Source organism: Pantoea sp. E956-1 (assembly GCF_982223955.1).
In genome coordinates, this window is the sequence record NZ_CEUYZP010000009.1 from 93,609 (window position 1) to 110,835 (window position 17,227).

15 protein-coding genes are annotated in these 17,227 nt (G+C 55.9%); 8 read left to right on the forward strand and 7 right to left on the reverse strand.

What is annotated here, in order from left to right; translation table 11 throughout:
• The first annotated feature begins 4 nt into the window (after positions 1–4).
• Positions 5–1,096 (forward strand): ABC transporter ATP-binding protein, encoded by a 1,092-nt coding sequence (locus AC0T7J_RS19265; protein WP_473795977.1) that lies wholly within the window; start codon positions 5–7, stop codon positions 1,094–1,096.
• 56 nt (positions 1,097–1,152) lie between these two features.
• On the opposite strand, the gene AC0T7J_RS19270 is transcribed toward AC0T7J_RS19265, so the two are convergent.
• Both AC0T7J_RS19270 and AC0T7J_RS19275 read right to left on the reverse strand, forming a co-directional pair.
• On the reverse strand, positions 1,153–2,271 hold the full coding sequence (locus AC0T7J_RS19270) for an ROK family transcriptional regulator (RefSeq protein ID WP_022625245.1): 1,119 nt from the start codon (positions 2,269–2,271) through the stop codon (positions 1,153–1,155).
• Positions 2,272–2,311: 40 nt separating this feature from the next.
• Positions 2,312–3,196, reverse strand: coding sequence for a glucosamine kinase nucleotide-binding domain-containing protein (locus tag AC0T7J_RS19275; RefSeq protein WP_473795981.1), 885 nt, complete (start codon positions 3,194–3,196; stop codon positions 2,312–2,314).
• A 270-nt stretch (positions 3,197–3,466) separates the two neighbouring features.
• Here AC0T7J_RS19275 and AC0T7J_RS19280 point away from each other — a divergent pair, with 270 nt between their 5' ends.
• From AC0T7J_RS19280 to AC0T7J_RS19290, 3 genes are all read left to right on the forward strand, one after another.
• Positions 3,467–4,624, forward strand: a complete 1,158-nt coding sequence (locus AC0T7J_RS19280) for a Gfo/Idh/MocA family protein (RefSeq protein ID WP_473795984.1) — start codon at positions 3,467–3,469, stop codon at positions 4,622–4,624.
• A 217-nt stretch (positions 4,625–4,841) separates the two neighbouring features.
• Positions 4,842–5,051 carry a hypothetical protein gene (locus AC0T7J_RS19285; protein WP_031594373.1) on the forward strand — a complete coding sequence of 70 codons (210 nt, stop codon included), beginning with the start codon at positions 4,842–4,844 and terminating at the stop codon, positions 5,049–5,051.
• A gap of 289 nt (positions 5,052–5,340) precedes the next feature.
• Positions 5,341–5,529 carry a hypothetical protein gene (locus tag AC0T7J_RS19290; RefSeq protein ID WP_473795987.1) on the forward strand — a complete coding sequence of 63 codons (189 nt, stop codon included), beginning with the start codon at positions 5,341–5,343 and terminating at the stop codon, positions 5,527–5,529.
• A gap of 144 nt (positions 5,530–5,673) precedes the next feature.
• Here AC0T7J_RS19290 and AC0T7J_RS19295 read toward each other — a convergent pair whose 3' ends face one another.
• Both AC0T7J_RS19295 and AC0T7J_RS19300 read right to left on the reverse strand, forming a co-directional pair.
• Positions 5,674–6,315: a hypothetical protein gene (locus AC0T7J_RS19295; RefSeq protein WP_473795990.1), complete on the reverse strand. Its 642-nt coding sequence runs from the start codon at positions 6,313–6,315 to the stop codon at positions 5,674–5,676.
• 620 nt (positions 6,316–6,935) lie between these two features.
• Complete coding sequence (locus tag AC0T7J_RS19300) at positions 6,936–8,177, reverse strand: MFS transporter (protein ID WP_473795994.1); 1,242 nt, start codon at positions 8,175–8,177, stop codon at positions 6,936–6,938.
• Positions 8,178–8,577: 400 nt separating this feature from the next.
• On the opposite strand from AC0T7J_RS19300, the gene AC0T7J_RS19305 reads away from it, so the two are divergent.
• Complete coding sequence (locus AC0T7J_RS19305) at positions 8,578–9,177, forward strand: hypothetical protein (RefSeq protein ID WP_473795997.1); 600 nt, start codon at positions 8,578–8,580, stop codon at positions 9,175–9,177.
• 275 nt (positions 9,178–9,452) lie between these two features.
• The gene (locus AC0T7J_RS19310; protein ID WP_473796000.1) at positions 9,453–11,843 is read left to right on the forward strand and encodes a glucose/quinate/shikimate family membrane-bound PQQ-dependent dehydrogenase; all 2,391 of its coding nucleotides are present in this window, start codon (positions 9,453–9,455) and stop codon (positions 11,841–11,843) included.
• A 55-nt stretch (positions 11,844–11,898) separates the two neighbouring features.
• Here AC0T7J_RS19310 and AC0T7J_RS19315 read toward each other — a convergent pair whose 3' ends face one another.
• From AC0T7J_RS19315 to AC0T7J_RS19325, 3 genes are all read right to left on the reverse strand, one after another.
• On the reverse strand, positions 11,899–13,104 hold the full coding sequence (locus tag AC0T7J_RS19315; RefSeq protein ID WP_473796003.1) for an MFS transporter: 1,206 nt from the start codon (positions 13,102–13,104) through the stop codon (positions 11,899–11,901).
• A 110-nt stretch (positions 13,105–13,214) separates the two neighbouring features.
• Positions 13,215–14,111, reverse strand: coding sequence for a LysR family transcriptional regulator (locus tag AC0T7J_RS19320; protein ID WP_473796006.1), 897 nt, complete (start codon positions 14,109–14,111; stop codon positions 13,215–13,217).
• 170 nt (positions 14,112–14,281) lie between these two features.
• Positions 14,282–14,650: a helix-turn-helix domain-containing protein gene (locus tag AC0T7J_RS19325; RefSeq protein ID WP_009092546.1), complete on the reverse strand. Its 369-nt coding sequence runs from the start codon at positions 14,648–14,650 to the stop codon at positions 14,282–14,284.
• Between the two features lie 353 nt (positions 14,651–15,003).
• On the opposite strand from AC0T7J_RS19325, the gene AC0T7J_RS19330 reads away from it, so the two are divergent.
• A complete protein-coding gene (locus AC0T7J_RS19330) occupies positions 15,004–15,663 on the forward strand; it encodes a response regulator (protein WP_010252086.1) in 660 nt (219 codons plus the stop codon).
• A complete protein-coding gene (locus AC0T7J_RS19335; protein WP_473796010.1) occupies positions 15,660–17,015 on the forward strand; it encodes a sensor histidine kinase in 1,356 nt (451 codons plus the stop codon). Before AC0T7J_RS19330 ends, AC0T7J_RS19335 begins: the two co-directional genes overlap by 4 nt.
• The last annotated feature ends 212 nt before the right edge of the window (positions 17,016–17,227 follow it).

Below are 17,227 nucleotides of genomic sequence, written 5' to 3' on the forward strand. Positions count from 1 at the left end.
GCCGATGACCAGCCTGCGCTTGCAGAATGTGAAGAAGTCTTATGAACACGTTAATGTCATTCATGGCATCGATCTGACGATCAACAGCGGCGAATTTGTGGTGTTTGTCGGGCCATCCGGCTGCGGCAAATCGACGCTGCTGCGGATGATCGCCGGGCTGGAGGAGATCAGCAGCGGGCAGTTGCTGATTGAGGAGCAGGACATGACGCAGCAGCCCGCCACTGAGCGCGGCATTGCTATGGTGTTTCAGTCTTATGCGCTCTACCCCAACATGACGGTGCGCGGCAACCTGGCCTATCCGCTGGAGGTAATGAAAAAGTCCAAAGCGGAGATCAACGAGGCGATTGCCCGGACGGCCGCCCGCCTGCATCTCACCGAACTGCTCGACCGCCTGCCGCGCGCGCTCTCTGGCGGACAGCGACAGCGCGTGGCGATTGGCCGGGCGATTATCCGTCATCCGCGTATCTTCCTGTTCGATGAGCCGCTCTCTAACCTCGATGCCGAGCTGCGTTTGCAGATGCGGATTGAGATTGCCCGGCTGCACGCCTCGCTCGGCAACACCATGATTTATGTCACCCACGATCAGCTGGAGGCGATGACGCTGGCTGACCGCATCGTCGTGCTGCGTCAGGGCCGCATTGAGCAGGTTGGCGCACCGCTGACGCTCTATCACGACCCGGATAACCTGTTTGTCGCCGGTTTTATCGGCTCGCCAAAAATGAACTTCCTGCAGGCGGAAATCAGCGCCACAGGCGAGGGTGAAGTGCAGTTGCGGGTGCCGGAACTGAAAATTGAGGGGCTGGTGCTGAAAATCGCCGCCGACTGCCGCGAAGGACAAATCGTGACGCTGGGGATTCGTCCCGAACATTTCCAGCCTGCCGCACAGACGCCCGACGCACTGCGCTTTCACGGCGAACTGGCCTACGGCGAGATGCTGGGCCACACCAACTATCTCTACCTGGATATCGGGCGTGAACAGATGCTGGTGGTGGAAGAACGCGAAGCCACCACGCGCGATCTGGGAACGCAGGTTGAACTGGGCTTTTCTGCCGCGCACTGCCTGCTGTTTGATGAGCAGGGAATGCGCCTGCGCTAAGGAAAAGCGGAAACAAAAACGGGCGCCGCGGCGCCCGTTTTTATTCGAGGGATAACTCAGGTGACCGGCTCTTCATCGGCCTGCGCCGCCAGCAGATCAAGCAGCCGGTTGACGGCAAAACCCGCCGCGCCCAGCGCCCACATACGGTTCGATTCAGTCAGGAACTGCAGCGGCGTCATGTGCGGCGTCAGTTTAAGCCGGTAGGCCTGGAAGCTCTGGGTGATGTGATCGAGCAGAATGCGTGACGCCATGTGCGGCTCCATCGCCAGATAAACCACATCCGGATCGTAAGCCACCGACAGGTTCGCCAGTGAAATTCCCAGCTCGCGTCCCGCCTCTTCCAGCACCGCCAGTACCTCAGGCGTTGGCCGCTGATCCAGCGCCTGCAACGTGAGGCCTTCCACCGGTTCCTGGTCAGCAAGCCGTTGCAGAATGGCGCGCGATGAGGCGACATCTTCCAGCAGACGCAGTGAGCCGTCGCCCACCAGCCCGTTGCCAATCTCCCCCGCCTTGCCGTGACGACCGCGGTAGAGCTGACGATTCAGGATGATGCCCGCCCCGATCCCTTTGCCGTAGGTAGCGATCACCGCCGACTGCGCGTTGCCGAGCTGACCAAACACCAGCGCCGCCATTGCCATGGCGTTGGCGTCATTCTCAATAAATACCGGCAGCGAGAAACGCTCTTCCAGCAGGCGCGCAATCGGGACGTTGTCCCAGTCGAGCACTTTAGAGCGGATACAGTAGCCGTTTTCGGCATCGACCAGTCCCGACAGGGCCAGGCCAATGGCGCCGACCCGCTTCTCCTCAACGCCGCGCAGGAATTTTGCCAGCGCATCGCCGAGCTGGCGAGGTGTCAGCGTGCCTTTCGGCATCTGCTGTTCACCCAGCAGATTGCCGCTGAGATCGGTCATGACGATCAGGTTGCGTTCCGCATTGAGCTGAATGCCAATCACGCTGGCACGATCGGGATTGAGTCCCAGCAGCGTTTTTGGCCGTCCCATCGACACACGACGCAGTCCCAGCTCCTGCACGATCTCCTGTGCCAGCAGGCGATTGGTCGCCTGCGACACGGTCGACATGCTCAGTCCGCTGCGAACTTTCAGGTCTGACTGGCTGATCGGCGCATTTTCAACAATCAACCGCAGAATGCGCGCGGTTACGTTGGGAGCGGTCATAAATTCCTCGGGTTATCTGGCTAAGGATGCTCAGCCAGCTTCAGATCGGTAATCGGGCAGGCGTCAGCTGCTGCGCCAGTATCAGCGCCCCACTCAGGGCATCGCCCTGCGGCGTCACCAGCCGGGCCTGAATATCGTCATCCAGCCAGCCCTGAATCGGCGTGGCCAGTCCCCCCATCAGCGCCACGGGTCCGCTACTCAGGGCAGTCAGACGGCGGACCATCAGGCCGATATCGGCTGCGGTCTGATGCAGCAGATCCTGTGCACGACCATCGCCCGCGTCGGCGGCCGCAAAAATCTGTGGCACCACGCGGGCCCAGTCTGCAGGCGTCGCTGAGCGCGTCCAGAGCAGCATGGTTTCCGGGCTGTCATCGAACTGCGCCATCAGCTGCCGGGTAAGTGTGCTCTGGGCAATAATCGCTTCATGGGCCAGCAGCGCCAGCCGCAGCGCACGACGGCCCAGCTCAGCGCCCGATCCCTGGTCAGACAAGGCAAAGCCCCAGCCGCCAAGCAGCGTAAACTGTTCACCATCCCACGCGGCGCCCTGACTGCCAGTGCCGATGATAAAGACGGCGCCAGGTGCGCCGCCATGGGCGCCCGCACAGGCGATCTCCACATCGCTGACCACCTGTAACGCCGCGCAGGCAGGCTGCCAGCTGGCGAGCCGCGCCTGTACCGAGGCCACATTCGCACCGGCTAATCCGGCGACCAGCGCGGTCTGCGCCAGTGCCGCCGGGGCTAATCCCGCCTGTGACAATATCCGTTCAATCAGTTGCCCGACGCAGGTCAGCGCCGCGTCATAGTCTGACCAGACGTTGGCAGGCCCGCCGGTGGCTTCCGCCAGGATGCGACCCTGCAGGTCGGTTAACCGCGCGCGACACTGTGTACCGCCGCCATCAATGCCCAGAAGATAGTGTGGTTGCACGCGCTTCCTTCCCTGATTAAGGGTTATAGCCATAATGAGCGAACGATAGGATAAAAAAACTTAAATCGCAATAACAAATAAATATAGCAAAATCATATCTGAATTTTCTTCTTATTTTACATAACGATAACAAAAACACCCTCGAAAAACGCGCAGTGCGTTATTGACATTAGTTTTTCTGTCGTAATAAGTTGGTGGTCAGATTATCAACAGGCGCGCCCGATCACAGGCGGGCTATGCATCATGCGATTTCAGGAGCAGGGGTTTAACATGAAAGTAGGCATTATCGGTCTCGGCTTTCGTCTGTCCCACGTGATCAAAGAGTTCAGCAAAGCCGACGACGCCTTCTCGGTAGTGGGTTATTACGATCCGGCACCCGCCGGACTGCCTAATCTGCACAGCTTTGGTATCGCGCCCGGCCAGGCCTTTGCGTCAATCGATGCTCTTCTGGAACATGGCGGAATGGATGTGGTGCTGGTTGGCTCTCCCAACTTTCTGCATCTGGAGCATGTAGGTCAGGCGCTGGCGGCGGGTTACACGGTGTTTACCGAAAAGCCGGTGGTGATCAATGAAGAGCAGACCATGGCGATGGCGAAGCTGGTGCGTCAGTATGGCGAAGCGCGCATTCTGGTCGGCCTGGTACTGCGTTATTCCCCGCTCTATCACGATCTGCTGGCGGCACGCGATGCGGGTCAGTTGGGTGAGATCACCTCGATTGAGGCGACAGAACATATCAAGCCTTATCACGGCGCATTCTTTCAGCGCGACTGGCGACGTCTGGAGAAATATGCCGGCCCGTACATTCTGGAAAAGTGCTGTCACGACATCGATCTCTATCAGGGCCTGTTGCAGGAGCGCCCGATCCGCGTCGCCAGCTTTGGTGGCCGGAAATCCTTTACGCCCGCTCATGCGCCGCAGGGAGCTATCACCGCTGACTCAGAACTTTATCACGTGAAGCCCAGCGGCTGGTCAAGCACCGATGCGGTGTTCGACAGCGATGCCGATATTGTCGACTACCAGACAGCCCTGATTGAGTACGAAGGTGGCGCGACGCTGGCCTTCCACGCCAATCTGAATGTGCCGGATGAGTTCCGCCGTTTCTGTGTCATGGGCACCGACGGCATGGCGGAAGGCGACTTCGTGCGCAACTACTTCCGCGTACACAACGCACGCAGCGGCGAGAAAGAGGTCGATACCGCCTACAGCGGCAATGCGTATGATGGCCATTACGGCGCAGATGCGCTGATGGCTGAAGAGATCGTTAAACATATTAAACAGGGAACACCGCTGAAAGTTTCAGTAGTGGACGCGCTGGAAGCGGGCCTCACGGCAATAAAAATCGATGAGGCACGTAAAACCCGCAGCGTAGTGGACATGCGTGAAAGCTGGCTAACATTTGACGCCAACCTGGGAAAAACCGGGGCCTGATGTCCCCAGCCTGCGGGTCGGCCTCCCCCTCTGACCCCAGGATTTTAATGGCAGTATGACTGGTAACTTCCTGCACTGGCCTTCGGGCCAGTGACAATATTGAGGTTGAGCTGGCTCGGGAAACCGTCGCCAGCGCCAACTCAACCGCATCCTCTCCAGCCCTCTTCTCTCCGAAGGCGTATCTGATTAAATGGCCCCCTGCTGAAGGCAGCTCTTAATGAAGGTTTTTTTCATTCCGGGCGCAGACCGAGGGGCGCTGGCAGTGAAGGTACTCATACAGCAGCAGCATTCCTACCGGGTTATCCTCCAGATTTTCGAAATCAACGTGCGTTTTTTCCAGAAGATACTTTCTCAGAGCGCTAACCGGGATGTTTTTATGGGAAGCCAGTGCCCGGCACAGCTGCGCCACGATCTCGCACTTTACTGAATACGGCACATCAGGATTATAAATTTCCGGAATGAAGTGAGTCTGATTCATGACGGTACCCTCTATAAGCGCTTAAGCTGACTGAGGAGGCCACAGGCCTGCCGATGAGAGATAAGTTATAGCAAGGAACGCGTTTTCGTGTAAATCAGGAACGTTTGAAAGGCGTCCCGGAGATTTGCGCTCGTACGGTTTGCGTCTTAGTCAGAGGCAACTTAAACACTTAAAGCGATGGGAACATATGCCTGTAGCAAAGCATCGCGCTGCCCGGATAAAAACGCCGGGAGCGTTTTTGAACAACGCAAAGCGTTGGCCCGGCTACGGGCGCACCTCAGGGATGAGGTGCGTAATCGCCCGCGCTGAGCCTGCACCGGGTGATCTTGTGCTGATACGCGACAGTTTTTCATCCCTGACGGTAATGCGTTTATTAGTGACCTGGTTTCAATCTTCTTTGGATGAAATCTTCCAGGCTAACCAGTAAAGAACCAGGCCAGCGATAAATACGAGTAAGGGGGCGATAACGCGCATAATTCCTTCATTCGCAAATATTGCGATAAAAATTCCTATCACTACCGTGCTGACAACAACCGCCCCTGATAACTCAGAAATGACTTTTCTGATTAGTCTAAAGATTTTCGATTGCACCCAGAAATTGCTCCGTTTTCGAAGGATTTTTACGTAGAGTCTCACCGAGCTCGATGTAATTGGCTAAAGGTTCTTCAAAGAGGAAGTAAAGCATCTCAAAATCAAGTATATAAAGCCTTGACCATAATTCATGATTTTGATGCCTCAAACGCCGTGAAGCTGCGGAAGCACGCGAAAGCACCCCCTGCAGAACTATGCCGCCCGCAAGGGTGCCTGTCCATAATCGCAGTGATAACTTCGTTATCACGCTGGCCATCATTCCTCCAACAACTTTTGAACCAAGATAACCTGTAATGGCAAGTTGCATGGACTGTCTTGAACCCAGTGAAGACGCTGCTCCGATGAGTTTATCTGTGATTTTTTTAAGGGCTGGATCCGGAAGGTAGGAAAGAGAGTCTTTGATTATCATCTCCGCAATCTGCCCCAGAATGGCTATGTTACGGAAGAGCTTGTTCAAAGCCCGATACATCCTCTCATCCTCACCGAAGTTACGGCGCTGAATGTTTCTGCCGCCATCTGCCAGGTTGAGATCCTGAAAGGTTCTTTCAATACCCAAATAAAAATCCATCGGAAGTGAAGCAATACCATGAGCAACTGATACGGCGAGCGTCTTTGCGTCCATTCATTCTTCTACCGTTTTAGATACCAGCCTGAAAAATATCAGGCCATTCCGCCTTCCGTAAACGAAAACTGATCTATTAAGTGCCATTAATATAGTTTTAATTGGAACTGATTTGTCATTCAATCCTATGCAAGGATCAAGTCCCGGGATTAGAAAAGGGCATTTTTTAATCATTGCCGCTGCGCAGCATCACTAAATGGCGGAACAGTTAAAGGTGCCGGAAACGAGCCGTTCGTATCAGAAAAGCATTAAAGGACTCTCAAGTGGCGCAGACAGGCTCTGGTCACAAACAAACTTAAAGCGATGGGAACATATGCCTGCGCCCGGCCAATTACCGCATTCCCACCCAACCTTTCCGAAGGTTCAGGTCGCTTACATACTCAAAGCGATGGGAACAAACGCCTGTAGCAAAGCATCGCGCCGCCCGGATAAAAACGCCGGGAGCGTTTTTGAACAACGCAAAGCGTTGGCCCGGCTACGGGCGCACCTCTGGGATGGGGTGCGTAATCGCCCGCGCTGAGCTGGCAGGGATGCCATTTTTTGCATCTTTGCGCAAGGCTCATGCTCCCTGAACCTGCACACAATTCTACAACCGCATCTGCCTTACCAGCATCGGTTGTTCAAACCGGATCCACCTCATTCTCCAGCTTCTGACGCCGCCGCAGATGAGGAAACAACTTCATCCACAGCGCGACAACGACCAGCGTACCGATGCCGCCAATCGCCGCCGCCGGTGCCGCACCCATCCATGCCGCCAGCAACCCCGACTCAAACTCGCCCAGTTGATTCGACGTATTAATAAAAATCGCGTTAACCGCATTCACTCGCCCGCGCATGGTATCCGGTGTATCCAGCTGCACCAGCGCACCCCGGATCACCATACTCACCATATCAAAGCCACCCAGCGCACAGAGCGCCACCAGTGACAGCCATAACTGCGTGGAAAGCGCGAACACCAGCGTCGCAACGCCGAAGCCCGCCACCGAGCCAAACATAATCATCCCGACATGCTTCTCCAGCTTGTGACGGCTCAGCCAGATGCCCACCAGCAAGGCGCCCACCGAGGGCGCACCGCGCAACATCCCTAATCCCCACGGCCCGGTATGCAGAATATCTTTGGCAAAAATCGGTAGCAGCGCCGTCGCGCCGCCCAGTAATACCGCAAACAGATCGAGCGAAATCACCCCAAGCACATCTTTACGCTCACGGATAAAGTGGATCCCGGCAAACAGATTCTTCATATTCATCGGCAGACGAGCCTGCACCGGGCGTTCATAACGCAGCAGACTCACCAGCGTCAGCGAAACCAGATAAAATAGCCCGGAAACGCCATACACCACATGCGGCCCGGCGACATAAAGCAGCCCGCCAATCGTCGGCCCGACGATAACCGCTGCCTGACCGCCCACGGAGTTCATCGCCATCGCACGCGCCAGAATCGACGGCGGCACCAGCGACGGCAGCATCGAAGACATCGCAGGCCACTCCAGCGCCTTCGCCACCGCAATCATAAACACCAGCCCCCATAACGCAGTCTTATCGGCGGTATGGAATAAGGTAAGCACCACTAATGCCACCAGTGCAGCAAATTCCACCAGCTGACCGAACAGCACGATGCGCCGACGGTCATATTGATCCGCCAGATGACCCGCTGGCAGCGCCAGCAACACCGACGGCAGAAACTGCATTAAGCCAATCATCCCTAACGCCATTGCGCTGTTGGTCAGCGCATAGATCTGCCAGCTGATCGCCACTGAGAACATCTGAAAACCAAATGATGAGCAGGTACGCGCCACCCAGAAGGCGACAAATGTACGATGTCGCCACAGCGACTCTTCCGCCGCCGATGCCATAAATCCCATGTCTTATCCCAAATCAGGTGAGGAAACCCGCGTCGTTGCGCGGTGTTATTGGTGTGATTTTTAACGATTTCAGGTTAACAGACCGAACGAGACCAGAAGGCCTGCGACGCCAGCCCTGCCTCCTGTAAGATAAACCGCGCCCGTATCCGGCAACGGCGTTTCAGCCCCCTCCTGATTATTACCAGCCTATTGGTCCCTGTTATTGAATATATTCCAGTACATCATCAGACGCCAAAGGAATTATCTTCGCTTTGCTAACCGGTTTATTTACTTTCTCAGGCAACAAAAGGATGATTTGGATTAAGCATGTGATCTATATTTATTCACGCGTTTAGAAAAATGCGACTTTTTATATGCTTAATTATCAACAAATCCTTTTTTATTGCATTTCATAGAGATAATGAAAAACAGTTTATATAACCCCTATGTTACTGAACCAATCCATCATGTTAAGCGTAATGTCACTGGCATTTGCTATAGCGTGCCTTATCTTCAGCAAAACCAGGACAGCGGCAATATACTTAATACAAACAACATTATTTCATTACACAATCAAATTGCTACTGAAGCAGCATTAATGATTGTTCCGGTGGAAGATATTCGATTACGGGGAATGATCGCGGTTCCGGACGCCTATATGCATTTACAAAATGCACGTATCCGGATTGGAATTAATTATTCCAGTCTGGCAGCACACGGTACGTCACTGCTTGAATTAACACATAAATTTGATTTCTGGCTTTATGATTTTGCGCCGCCGGGTGCAGACTGGCGATTGCTGGAATCTTTTCCTTTTTCAGGAATTGTTTTAACCGAATCTTTCTTTAATGATAATTATGAGAAGTTTACCTTTCCCTTTTTTATGGCGACGTTTCGTGAAAAAGGGGCAGAGGTAATCGTACGAAGTCATACACCGCCCTTAACCGCTGAGCAGTTTGCTGAGATAAATATCAGCGGCTGGCAACAGCAACGCTCGGACGGCGATCTTATTAGCTGCTGATTCACAAATCCTGCCTTCCGGCGTTAAGGGCACACGGCGGTGCGCTTAACGTCCTTTAATCCCCCATAAAATGTCGTATTATTCCAGTTGTTAAGCGCTTTAAGCCAAAAAAATCAAACCTCGATCTGATTTTGCTATAACATTTAACACAAAGGGATCGTCTGTCTTAACGGAAGAGATACTTAAGAACACCCTAATCATTTGTACTTGATAACTGGAAACAGCCTATCTGGTTGTTTTCGTGTGTTTTATGGCAACGAAACGAGGTCGATATTATGGGGAAAAACTCCTCATCTTTTGGCGTAATTCGTTTCCTGACAGTACTGTTCGCAGTGCTGACGGGCGCGTTTATGCTGATTGGCGGTGGCTGGTTAGCCGCCATTGGTGGTTCCTGGTATTACGTTTTCGGCGGTGTGGTAATGCTTATCACCGCCTGGCTGCTTTCCCGTCGTAAAAGCACCGCGCTGGTTCTCTATGCGCTGCTGCTGATCGGCACCCTGATCTGGGGTGTATGGGAAGTAGGTACCGACTTCTGGGCACTGGCACCACGCACCGATGTGCTGGTGATCTTCGGTGTCTGGCTGATCCTGCCGTTTGTTTATCGCAGCTTCAACGCGGGCAGTAAAGCCGCGCTGGGTACCATGGCTGTGGCGCTGATTGCCAGTGCCATTGTGCTGGCCTATGCAGTATTCAACGATCCGCAGGTCATCAATGGGTCAGTTCCCGAAACCGCTGACAACGCTCCGCAGGCTGCGCCACTGAGCAACATCCCGGATGCTGACTGGCCCGCTTATGCACGCGACCAGCAGGGAACCCGTTTCTCTCCGCTGAAGCAGATCAACCACCAGAATGTGAAAGAGTTGCAGGTTGCCTGGCAGTTCCAGACTGGCGACATGAAAACCCCTAACGATCCAGGTGAAATCACCGACGAAGTCACCCCGATTAAAATCCGCGACACGCTTTACCTCTGTTCGCCACACCAGATTCTGTTTGCTCTGGATGCGGCCACCGGTAAGCAGAAGTGGAAGTTTGATCCGGGCATGAAGGTCAACCCGACCTTCCAGCACGTAACCTGCCGTGGTGTTTCTTACCACGAAGTGCCGGCCGCAGCTGATGCTGCTAACAGCCAGCCTGCACTCTGCTCACGTCGTATCTATCTGCCTGTCAACGATGGTCGTCTGTTTGCGCTGGACGCAGAGACCGGTGAACGTTGCCCGACATTTGGCGTCAACGGCGAACTGGATCTGCAACACAAACAGCCTGTGACCACTGCGGGTATGTATGAGCCGACCTCACCGCCGGTGATTACCAACACCACCATCGTGATGGCGGGTGCAGTGACCGATAACTTCTCAACCCGCGAGCCGTCAGGCGTGATTCGTGGTTTTGATGTGAATACCGGCAAACTGCTGTGGGTGTTTGATCCAGGCGCAAAAGATCCTAATGCCATTCCGGCTGATGAACACACCTTCACCATGAACTCTCCGAACTCATGGGCACCGGCAGTTTACGATCCGAAACTGGATACCGTTTACCTGCCAATGGGCGTGACCACACCGGATATCTGGGGCGGTAACCGCACACCAGAGCAGGAGCGTTATGCAAGCAGTGTGCTGGCCCTGAACGCCACCACTGGTAAGCTGGTCTGGTCTTATCAGACTGTGCATCACGATCTGTGGGATATGGATCTGCCGTCGCAGCCGACGCTGGCTGATATCACCGACAAAGATGGCAACACCGTACCGGTTATCTACGCGCCAGCGAAAACCGGCAACATCTTTGTACTGGATCGCCGTACCGGCAAGCCAGTCGTGCCTGCGCCAGAAACGCCAGTGCCGCAGGGTGCTGCTAAAGGTGATCATGTTGCCGCCACTCAGCCCTACTCTGAGCTGACCTTCCGTCCGAAACAGAATCTCACGGACAAGGATATGTGGGGCGCAACGATGTTTGACCAGCTGGTGTGCCGCGTGATCTTCAAGCGCCTGCGCTATGAAGGTCCGTTCACCCCGCCATCTGAGCAGGGTACGCTGGTGTTCCCGGGTAACCTCGGTATGTTCGAATGGGGCGGCATCGCAGTCGATCCTCATCGTCAGATCGCGATTGCTAACCCAATGGCGCTGCCGTTTGTCTCTAAGCTGATTCCACGTGGCCCAGGCAACCCGATTGAGCCGCCGAAAGGCGCTGAAGGTGGTTCAGGTACCGAAACCGGTATTCAGCCTCAGTATGGCGTGCCGTATGGCGTCGAGTTGAATCCGTTCCTGTCGCCGTTTGGTCTGCCATGTAAACAGCCTGCCTGGGGTTACATCTCCGCAGTGGATCTGAAGACCAACAACGTGGTGTGGAAACAGCGTATCGGTACCGTTCGCGATAGTGCACCGGTTCCGCTGCCGTTCAAAATGGGGATGCCGATGCTGGGTGGTCCTATCACCACCGCCGGTAAGGTGTTCTTTATTGGTGCGACCGCAGATAACTATCTGCGTGCTTTCAGCACCGATACCGGCGAACTGTTATGGCAGGCACGTCTGCCAGCAGGCGGCCAGGCGACACCGATGACCTATGAAGTGGATGGCAAGCAGTACGTTGTCATCGCGGCAGGGGGTCACGGCTCGTTTGGTACCAGGCTGGGCGATTATGTGATTGCCTACGCGCTGCCAGACCAGAAGTAATTCACGCAGCTGTGAATAAACTAAGGCGGACTCCGGTCCGCCTTTTTTGATCGCGCTACTCTTTCATCCCACGCCAGTTGAGCCAGGCGCAAAACAGCATCACCCCGCAGGTTGCCAGAAACACCGGCCGCATCCCGAATGCACCGCCTACCAGCCCACCGAACAGCGGGCCGCTGACCTGGCCGATATATTGTGCCGATGTCGAATATCCCAGCATCCGCCCAACCTGTGAACCCGGCACGTTATGCCGAATTATCGCTGTGATGCACGGCATCAACCCGCCCAGCGCCATCCCCATCAGAAAACGCAGCAGCACCAGTTGCCAGGCCGCCGTGATAAATGCCTGGGGTATCAGCAGCAACCCGCTAATCACTAAACCGCCGGTCAGCACCCGCCAGTGCCCTACCCGATCGGCCAGCCGACCCAGTCGGGGTGCCGCCAGGACCGTGCCCAGCGCCGCAGCGGACATCACCAGTCCGGCTATCAGGGTGATCTGATGGTCGCCCTGCACAAACTCGCCCACGTAAAGCGTAATAATCGGCTCAATCGACATGCTGGCGAAGATCAGCAACATGCCAGAGAGCCACATCAGCCGTATCAGGCTGTGATTAACCGGCCCGGGTTCAGGATGTGGTTGCAGGCTGGCGCGCGATGTAGCGTTAGCACGTGGCTGCTCTTTGAGTAAAAAGGTGGTGGCGAGGAAGGCGAGAAAAATCACGGCACCGGTCAGCCAGAAAGTCTGACGAATCCCGATCAGCGGCGGTAGTACCCCCCCCAGCAACGGCCCGACCACGTTGCCCGCCATAATGCCGGAGGACAATACGCCCAGCGCCCAGCCGGTCTGCGCTTTCGGCGTTTGCGCCGCCACCAGAATGGTCGATCCCGATGCGTAACCGCCCAGCAGCCCCGCCAGCAGGCGCAGCGCCACCAGTTGCCACGGCGCGGTCGCCATGCCAATCAGCGACATCGCAATCGCCATCCCGAGACTGGCCCGAATCAGCATCAGCTTACGACCATAGCGGTCAGCCAGCCTGCCCCACAACGGCGCAGTCAGTGCGGCGCTGAAAAAGGTCGCGCCATAGGCAAGGCCGGACCAGCGGGCGATAGCGGCAGGCTGCTCAACGCCGAGTTGCTGCACATAGAGCGGCAGGAACGGCAGCAGCAGCGTCATTGCCACGATAGTGGTAAAAGAGCCGACGACGCAGACCCCTAAGTTACGTCGCCAGTGCTGAAACTCTGCCGTTTCGGGTGACTGTTGCATGATGATATCCGGTGAGTGATCAGGGATACAGGCTAACCGGCGTAGCGGAGTAACAACAGTCGCGGCGGGATAGTTACTCTGTGGCGCTGATTGTTGTCAACAGGCAACAATCAGCCTGTATTCAGCGCCGCAACCAGGGTATCGCACAGCAGCGTCACGGGCGACGCCGGTTCAGGCGTGTCGTGCAGCAGCAGATAGCTTTGCAGACGATCCATCTGCCACTCCGGCAGCAGTTGCTGAATATCCCCGCGCGCCATCGCCTCCTGGGCCATGTAGGAGGGCAGATAGGCGATGCCGCTCCCTGCCAGTGCCGCATTGAGCAGCGCCATGCTGTTATTGGCGCGGAAACGACTGCGTACATCCAGTGCCAGCCGTTGTTTATCGCGGCGGAACGGCAGTGCGGCGGTGTGCGCCGGACCATGAAACAGCAGCAGGTCATGGCGTGGCAGCATCTCAGGATGGGTGATGGCGGGTCGCTGCGCCAGGTAGGCAGGCGCGGCATAGAGCCCCCACTCGATATCGCTCAGTACCCGAAAATTGCCCTGCTGTGGCGATCGGGATCGGATCACAATCGCCAGATCCGCCTGGTCATCGAGCCGATCGTGATTGCGATCGGTAAGATCAAGATCGACATTGATATGCAGATGGCGACGCAGAAAACGATTCAGGACGGGAACCACACACTGGCAGCCAAACGTGACCGGCGCCTGCAGCCTGATATGACCAGCGGGCTGCTGATGCAACTGCTGCACAAAGGCTTCGGCGCGCTGCACTTCGGCCAGCATCCGCACACAGTAGGGATAGTACGCCTGGCCCAGCTCGGTCAGCGCCAGCCGCCGGGTGGTGCGTTGCAGCAGCCGGATACCGAGCCGCAGCTCCAGACGGGCGATCTCCCGGCTGACATGGGATTTGGACAAGCCGAGTGCGCGTGCCGCCTCACTGAAACTCTGTAATTCCACAACCCGTGCAAATACCAGCATGGCGGTTAAATTCGCGCCGTTTTCCATGTTTACCGACTCCGACAGTAAAGGGATGCTGGCAACAAACTAACACGTCCGGACGAGGTCACTGAGGCTGAAGGGCAAAAAAAGGCGAGGCGAAGAGCAGGAGGAGAGAGGCGCAAAGAGCGGGCCGACCTTCCCGTCCGCAGGCTGTGACGGGAAGGTCTTATCAGGCATCAGCTGGCCATCGCCAGAGGGAATAGCAGCCGATCCGGCTCGACGCGACGCTGACGGCGCAACTGGCCAGGCGTCACCATAAAGTAGTTTTTAAACGTGCGGGTATAGGCCTGCTGGGTATCAAAGCCATAGTTCATCGCCACCTGGAGTATCGCTTCGTTGCTGCTCAGCAACGTGAGCGCAGACTCGGTTAAACGGCGCTGACGGATATATTCTGCCAGTGAAAAGCCGGTATGCTGGCGAAACAGCCGTTGCAGATGCCAGCGCGAATAGCCCGAGCGGCGCGCCACCTCATCCAGATGCAGATCGTGTCCTAAGTTGTTCTCAATCCAGTCCAGCAAACTCCGAATAAACTCGCGCTGATTCATGGTTCCTCCTGTTGATGCTGATGTGCAGTGGAGCCACTCTACCCGCTAAAATTTATCCCTTAATTAGCAGAAAATTAGCGCAGAATTAGCAACGGCGGAAACGGAGGCGGAATCGCGCGGCCAGCGGGGCTTGAGTGTGAAAGCTCGTGAAGAGATTGCTGCTGAAAAAAAGGTGGGAGATAAAAAGTGCTGCGTCAGTAGTGATGGAGGCGCGCCTGGAAAATGCGGATAGAGTTCTGATGGAGCACTGTAGATACAGCCAATGCCGCTATAGCGCGAAGTATGACGGCGGATAATTCTGGCCTAACAATTGGTGAGTAAACTCTCCCCTATCTTTATGAAGGAGATCAGCCATGCGCGTGTTACTGGTTGAAGATGATGAAATGATCGGCGCGAACCTGCAGCAGGCACTGGAGGGCGCGGGCTGGTCGGTGGACTGGGTGCGTGATGGCATCTATGCCCAGAATGCCTGGAGCGAAGGCGGCTACAGCTGCGTGCTGCTCGATCTCGGCTTACCGCGCGATGATGGCCTGCAGGTACTGCGTCGGGCGCGCGGGCGCGGCGACGCCACGCCGGTGCTGATTCTTACCGCACGCGACACGGTGGCGCAGCGGATTCAGGGACTCGACAGCGGCGCTGACGACTACCTGCTTAAACCATTCGATTTACAGGAAGTCATGGCCCGGATGCGCGCCATTACCCGACGCAGCCACGGGGCGGCAGACTCGGTGCTGGGCAGCGGCGATGTCCAGCTGGATATGATGACCCGTGAAGTGCTCTACAAAGGCCAGCGCGAGCAGCTTACGGCGCGCGAATATGCCCTGCTCTACGCCCTGCTGGAACGGCCAGGCGCTATTCTGTCGCGTGAGCAGCTGGAAAACCGCATCTATGGCTGGGGTGATGAAGTCAGCAGCAATGCGGTGGATGTCCTGATCCATGGGATGCGCCGCAAACTGGATAACGACGTGATTCGCAACGTGCGCGGGCTGGGCTGGCGGGTACCGGCAATATGAAACCCTTCACCTTTATGCGTTCATTACGCAACAAATTACTCTCTACGCTGCTGATTATTCATCTGCTGATGATAGGCGGCGTCACGTGGTATTTCTTCAGCTGCTACGGCGATATGGTCGGCACCATGAAGGACGATCAGCTGGCAAAAATCGCTGATGCCTGGTCCACTAATAAACAGATGCCCGCCCTGATGCCGATGCTTATTGCGCCTGATAAGGCGAAGAGCGCCTTTGTGGTGCAGCTATGGGACGAACAGGGTCAGTTACGGGCCAGCTCATGGCCGGAGCTGCAGGCTCCGCTGCAAAATCAACGGGGCTATCGCGACGTGCATGTGGGTCAGTGCGACGACTGCGAATGGCGCATCTATACCCGACCCGGCTTACCTGGCAGTGAGATCAAAACCATCCAGGTGATGCACAACCTCAGCTACATGAAGGCATTGATGGTCAAGCGGGCGCTGTCAGCGATCATTCCGTTGATCCTGATGATGCCGCTGTCACTGCTGGTGATCTGGCTGGTGGTGCGCAAGATCACCCGGGATCTGCAGGTCGCTTCGCGTCAGATTGCCGCGCAGGAGACGCATCATCCGCACAATGTCTCACCCGAAGGCTTGCCGGATGAGATCCTGCCGCTGGTGGCCGCCTACAACTCGCTGCTGAGTAAGTTGCGTGAGGCCTGGTCGTCGCAGCGTCAGTTCCTGGAAGATGCGGCGCATGAGCTGCGCACGCCAGTAACGGCGGTGACTTTGCAGCTGGAAAACCTGCGTCAGCATATCCAGCCAGGCGAAGCGAGCCGGCAGTTCAGCCAGCTGGAAGCGGGCGTCACCCGCACCCGTCATCTGGTCACGCAGTTACTCAATGTCTCGCGTCAGGATGACCAGAGCGTGGTCGCCAGCGTCGAGCATATCGAACTGGACGATCTGCTGAAAGAGAGCATTGAGCAGTTGATGGTGGTGGCAGATAAACGCGGCATCGATATCGGCTTCAATGGCTCCACGCAGTATCGTCTGCAGGCCAGCCGTTCCGAGCTGCGCAGCCTGTTCGACAACCTGATTGGTAACGCCATGTTGCACACGCCGGAGGGCAGCCTGGTCGATGTGCTGCTGCATCGGGTCGCAGGTAAAACAGTGGTCGATATTGTCGATAACGGGCCAGGCATGCCGGAATCCTTTATCGAACGCGCGTTTGACCGTTTTACCCGTTCGCCTGACGTTAAAGCTCAGGGCAGCGGGCTGGGATTATCCATTGTGCGCAACGTCGCACAGAAGCATCAGATTCACGTCGCCCTTTCCAATTGCCTGACGCCACAGGGTGCCATTTGTGGTTTACAGGTTCGCGTCACCCTTCCCTGATCCCGCCCGTTTGATCACGAACCAGACAACGTAAACGGTTGCCTGGTTCCGTTCGATCCTGGTCATTATTGTGAAGTGCATCACATTTTAGCTGAATTGTAATGCAACACTTTTTGACAAACGTGAGCAAAATCTATTTTCTATCGATCTGTTACAGGCACGCTACGCGGGCTGAAGAACTGGCTGTTAGTTGCTGTGAAACCCTCATTCCC

Coding starts and splice junctions, on each gene's coding strand:
- AC0T7J_RS19305 (WP_473795997.1), top strand. CDS start 8,578: ATGAAAAACAGTTTATATAACCCCTATGTTACTGAACCAATCCATCAT.
- AC0T7J_RS19265 (WP_473795977.1), top strand. CDS start 5: ATGACCAGCCTGCGCTTGCAGAATGTGAAGAAGTCTTATGAACACGTT.
- AC0T7J_RS19285 (WP_031594373.1), top strand. CDS start 4,842: ATGAAGGTTTTTTTCATTCCGGGCGCAGACCGAGGGGCGCTGGCAGTG.
- AC0T7J_RS19315 (WP_473796003.1), bottom strand. CDS start 13,104: ATGCAACAGTCACCCGAAACGGCAGAGTTTCAGCACTGGCGACGTAAC.
- AC0T7J_RS19270 (WP_022625245.1), bottom strand. CDS start 2,271: ATGACCGCTCCCAACGTAACCGCGCGCATTCTGCGGTTGATTGTTGAA.
- AC0T7J_RS19310 (WP_473796000.1), top strand. CDS start 9,453: ATGGGGAAAAACTCCTCATCTTTTGGCGTAATTCGTTTCCTGACAGTA.
- AC0T7J_RS19320 (WP_473796006.1), bottom strand. CDS start 14,111: ATGGAAAACGGCGCGAATTTAACCGCCATGCTGGTATTTGCACGGGTT.
- AC0T7J_RS19280 (WP_473795984.1), top strand. CDS start 3,467: ATGAAAGTAGGCATTATCGGTCTCGGCTTTCGTCTGTCCCACGTGATC.
- AC0T7J_RS19335 (WP_473796010.1), top strand. CDS start 15,660: ATGAAACCCTTCACCTTTATGCGTTCATTACGCAACAAATTACTCTCT.
- AC0T7J_RS19330 (WP_010252086.1), top strand. CDS start 15,004: ATGCGCGTGTTACTGGTTGAAGATGATGAAATGATCGGCGCGAACCTG.
- AC0T7J_RS19300 (WP_473795994.1), bottom strand. CDS start 8,177: ATGGGATTTATGGCATCGGCGGCGGAAGAGTCGCTGTGGCGACATCGT.
- AC0T7J_RS19295 (WP_473795990.1), bottom strand. CDS start 6,315: ATGGACGCAAAGACGCTCGCCGTATCAGTTGCTCATGGTATTGCTTCA.
- AC0T7J_RS19325 (WP_009092546.1), bottom strand. CDS start 14,650: ATGAATCAGCGCGAGTTTATTCGGAGTTTGCTGGACTGGATTGAGAAC.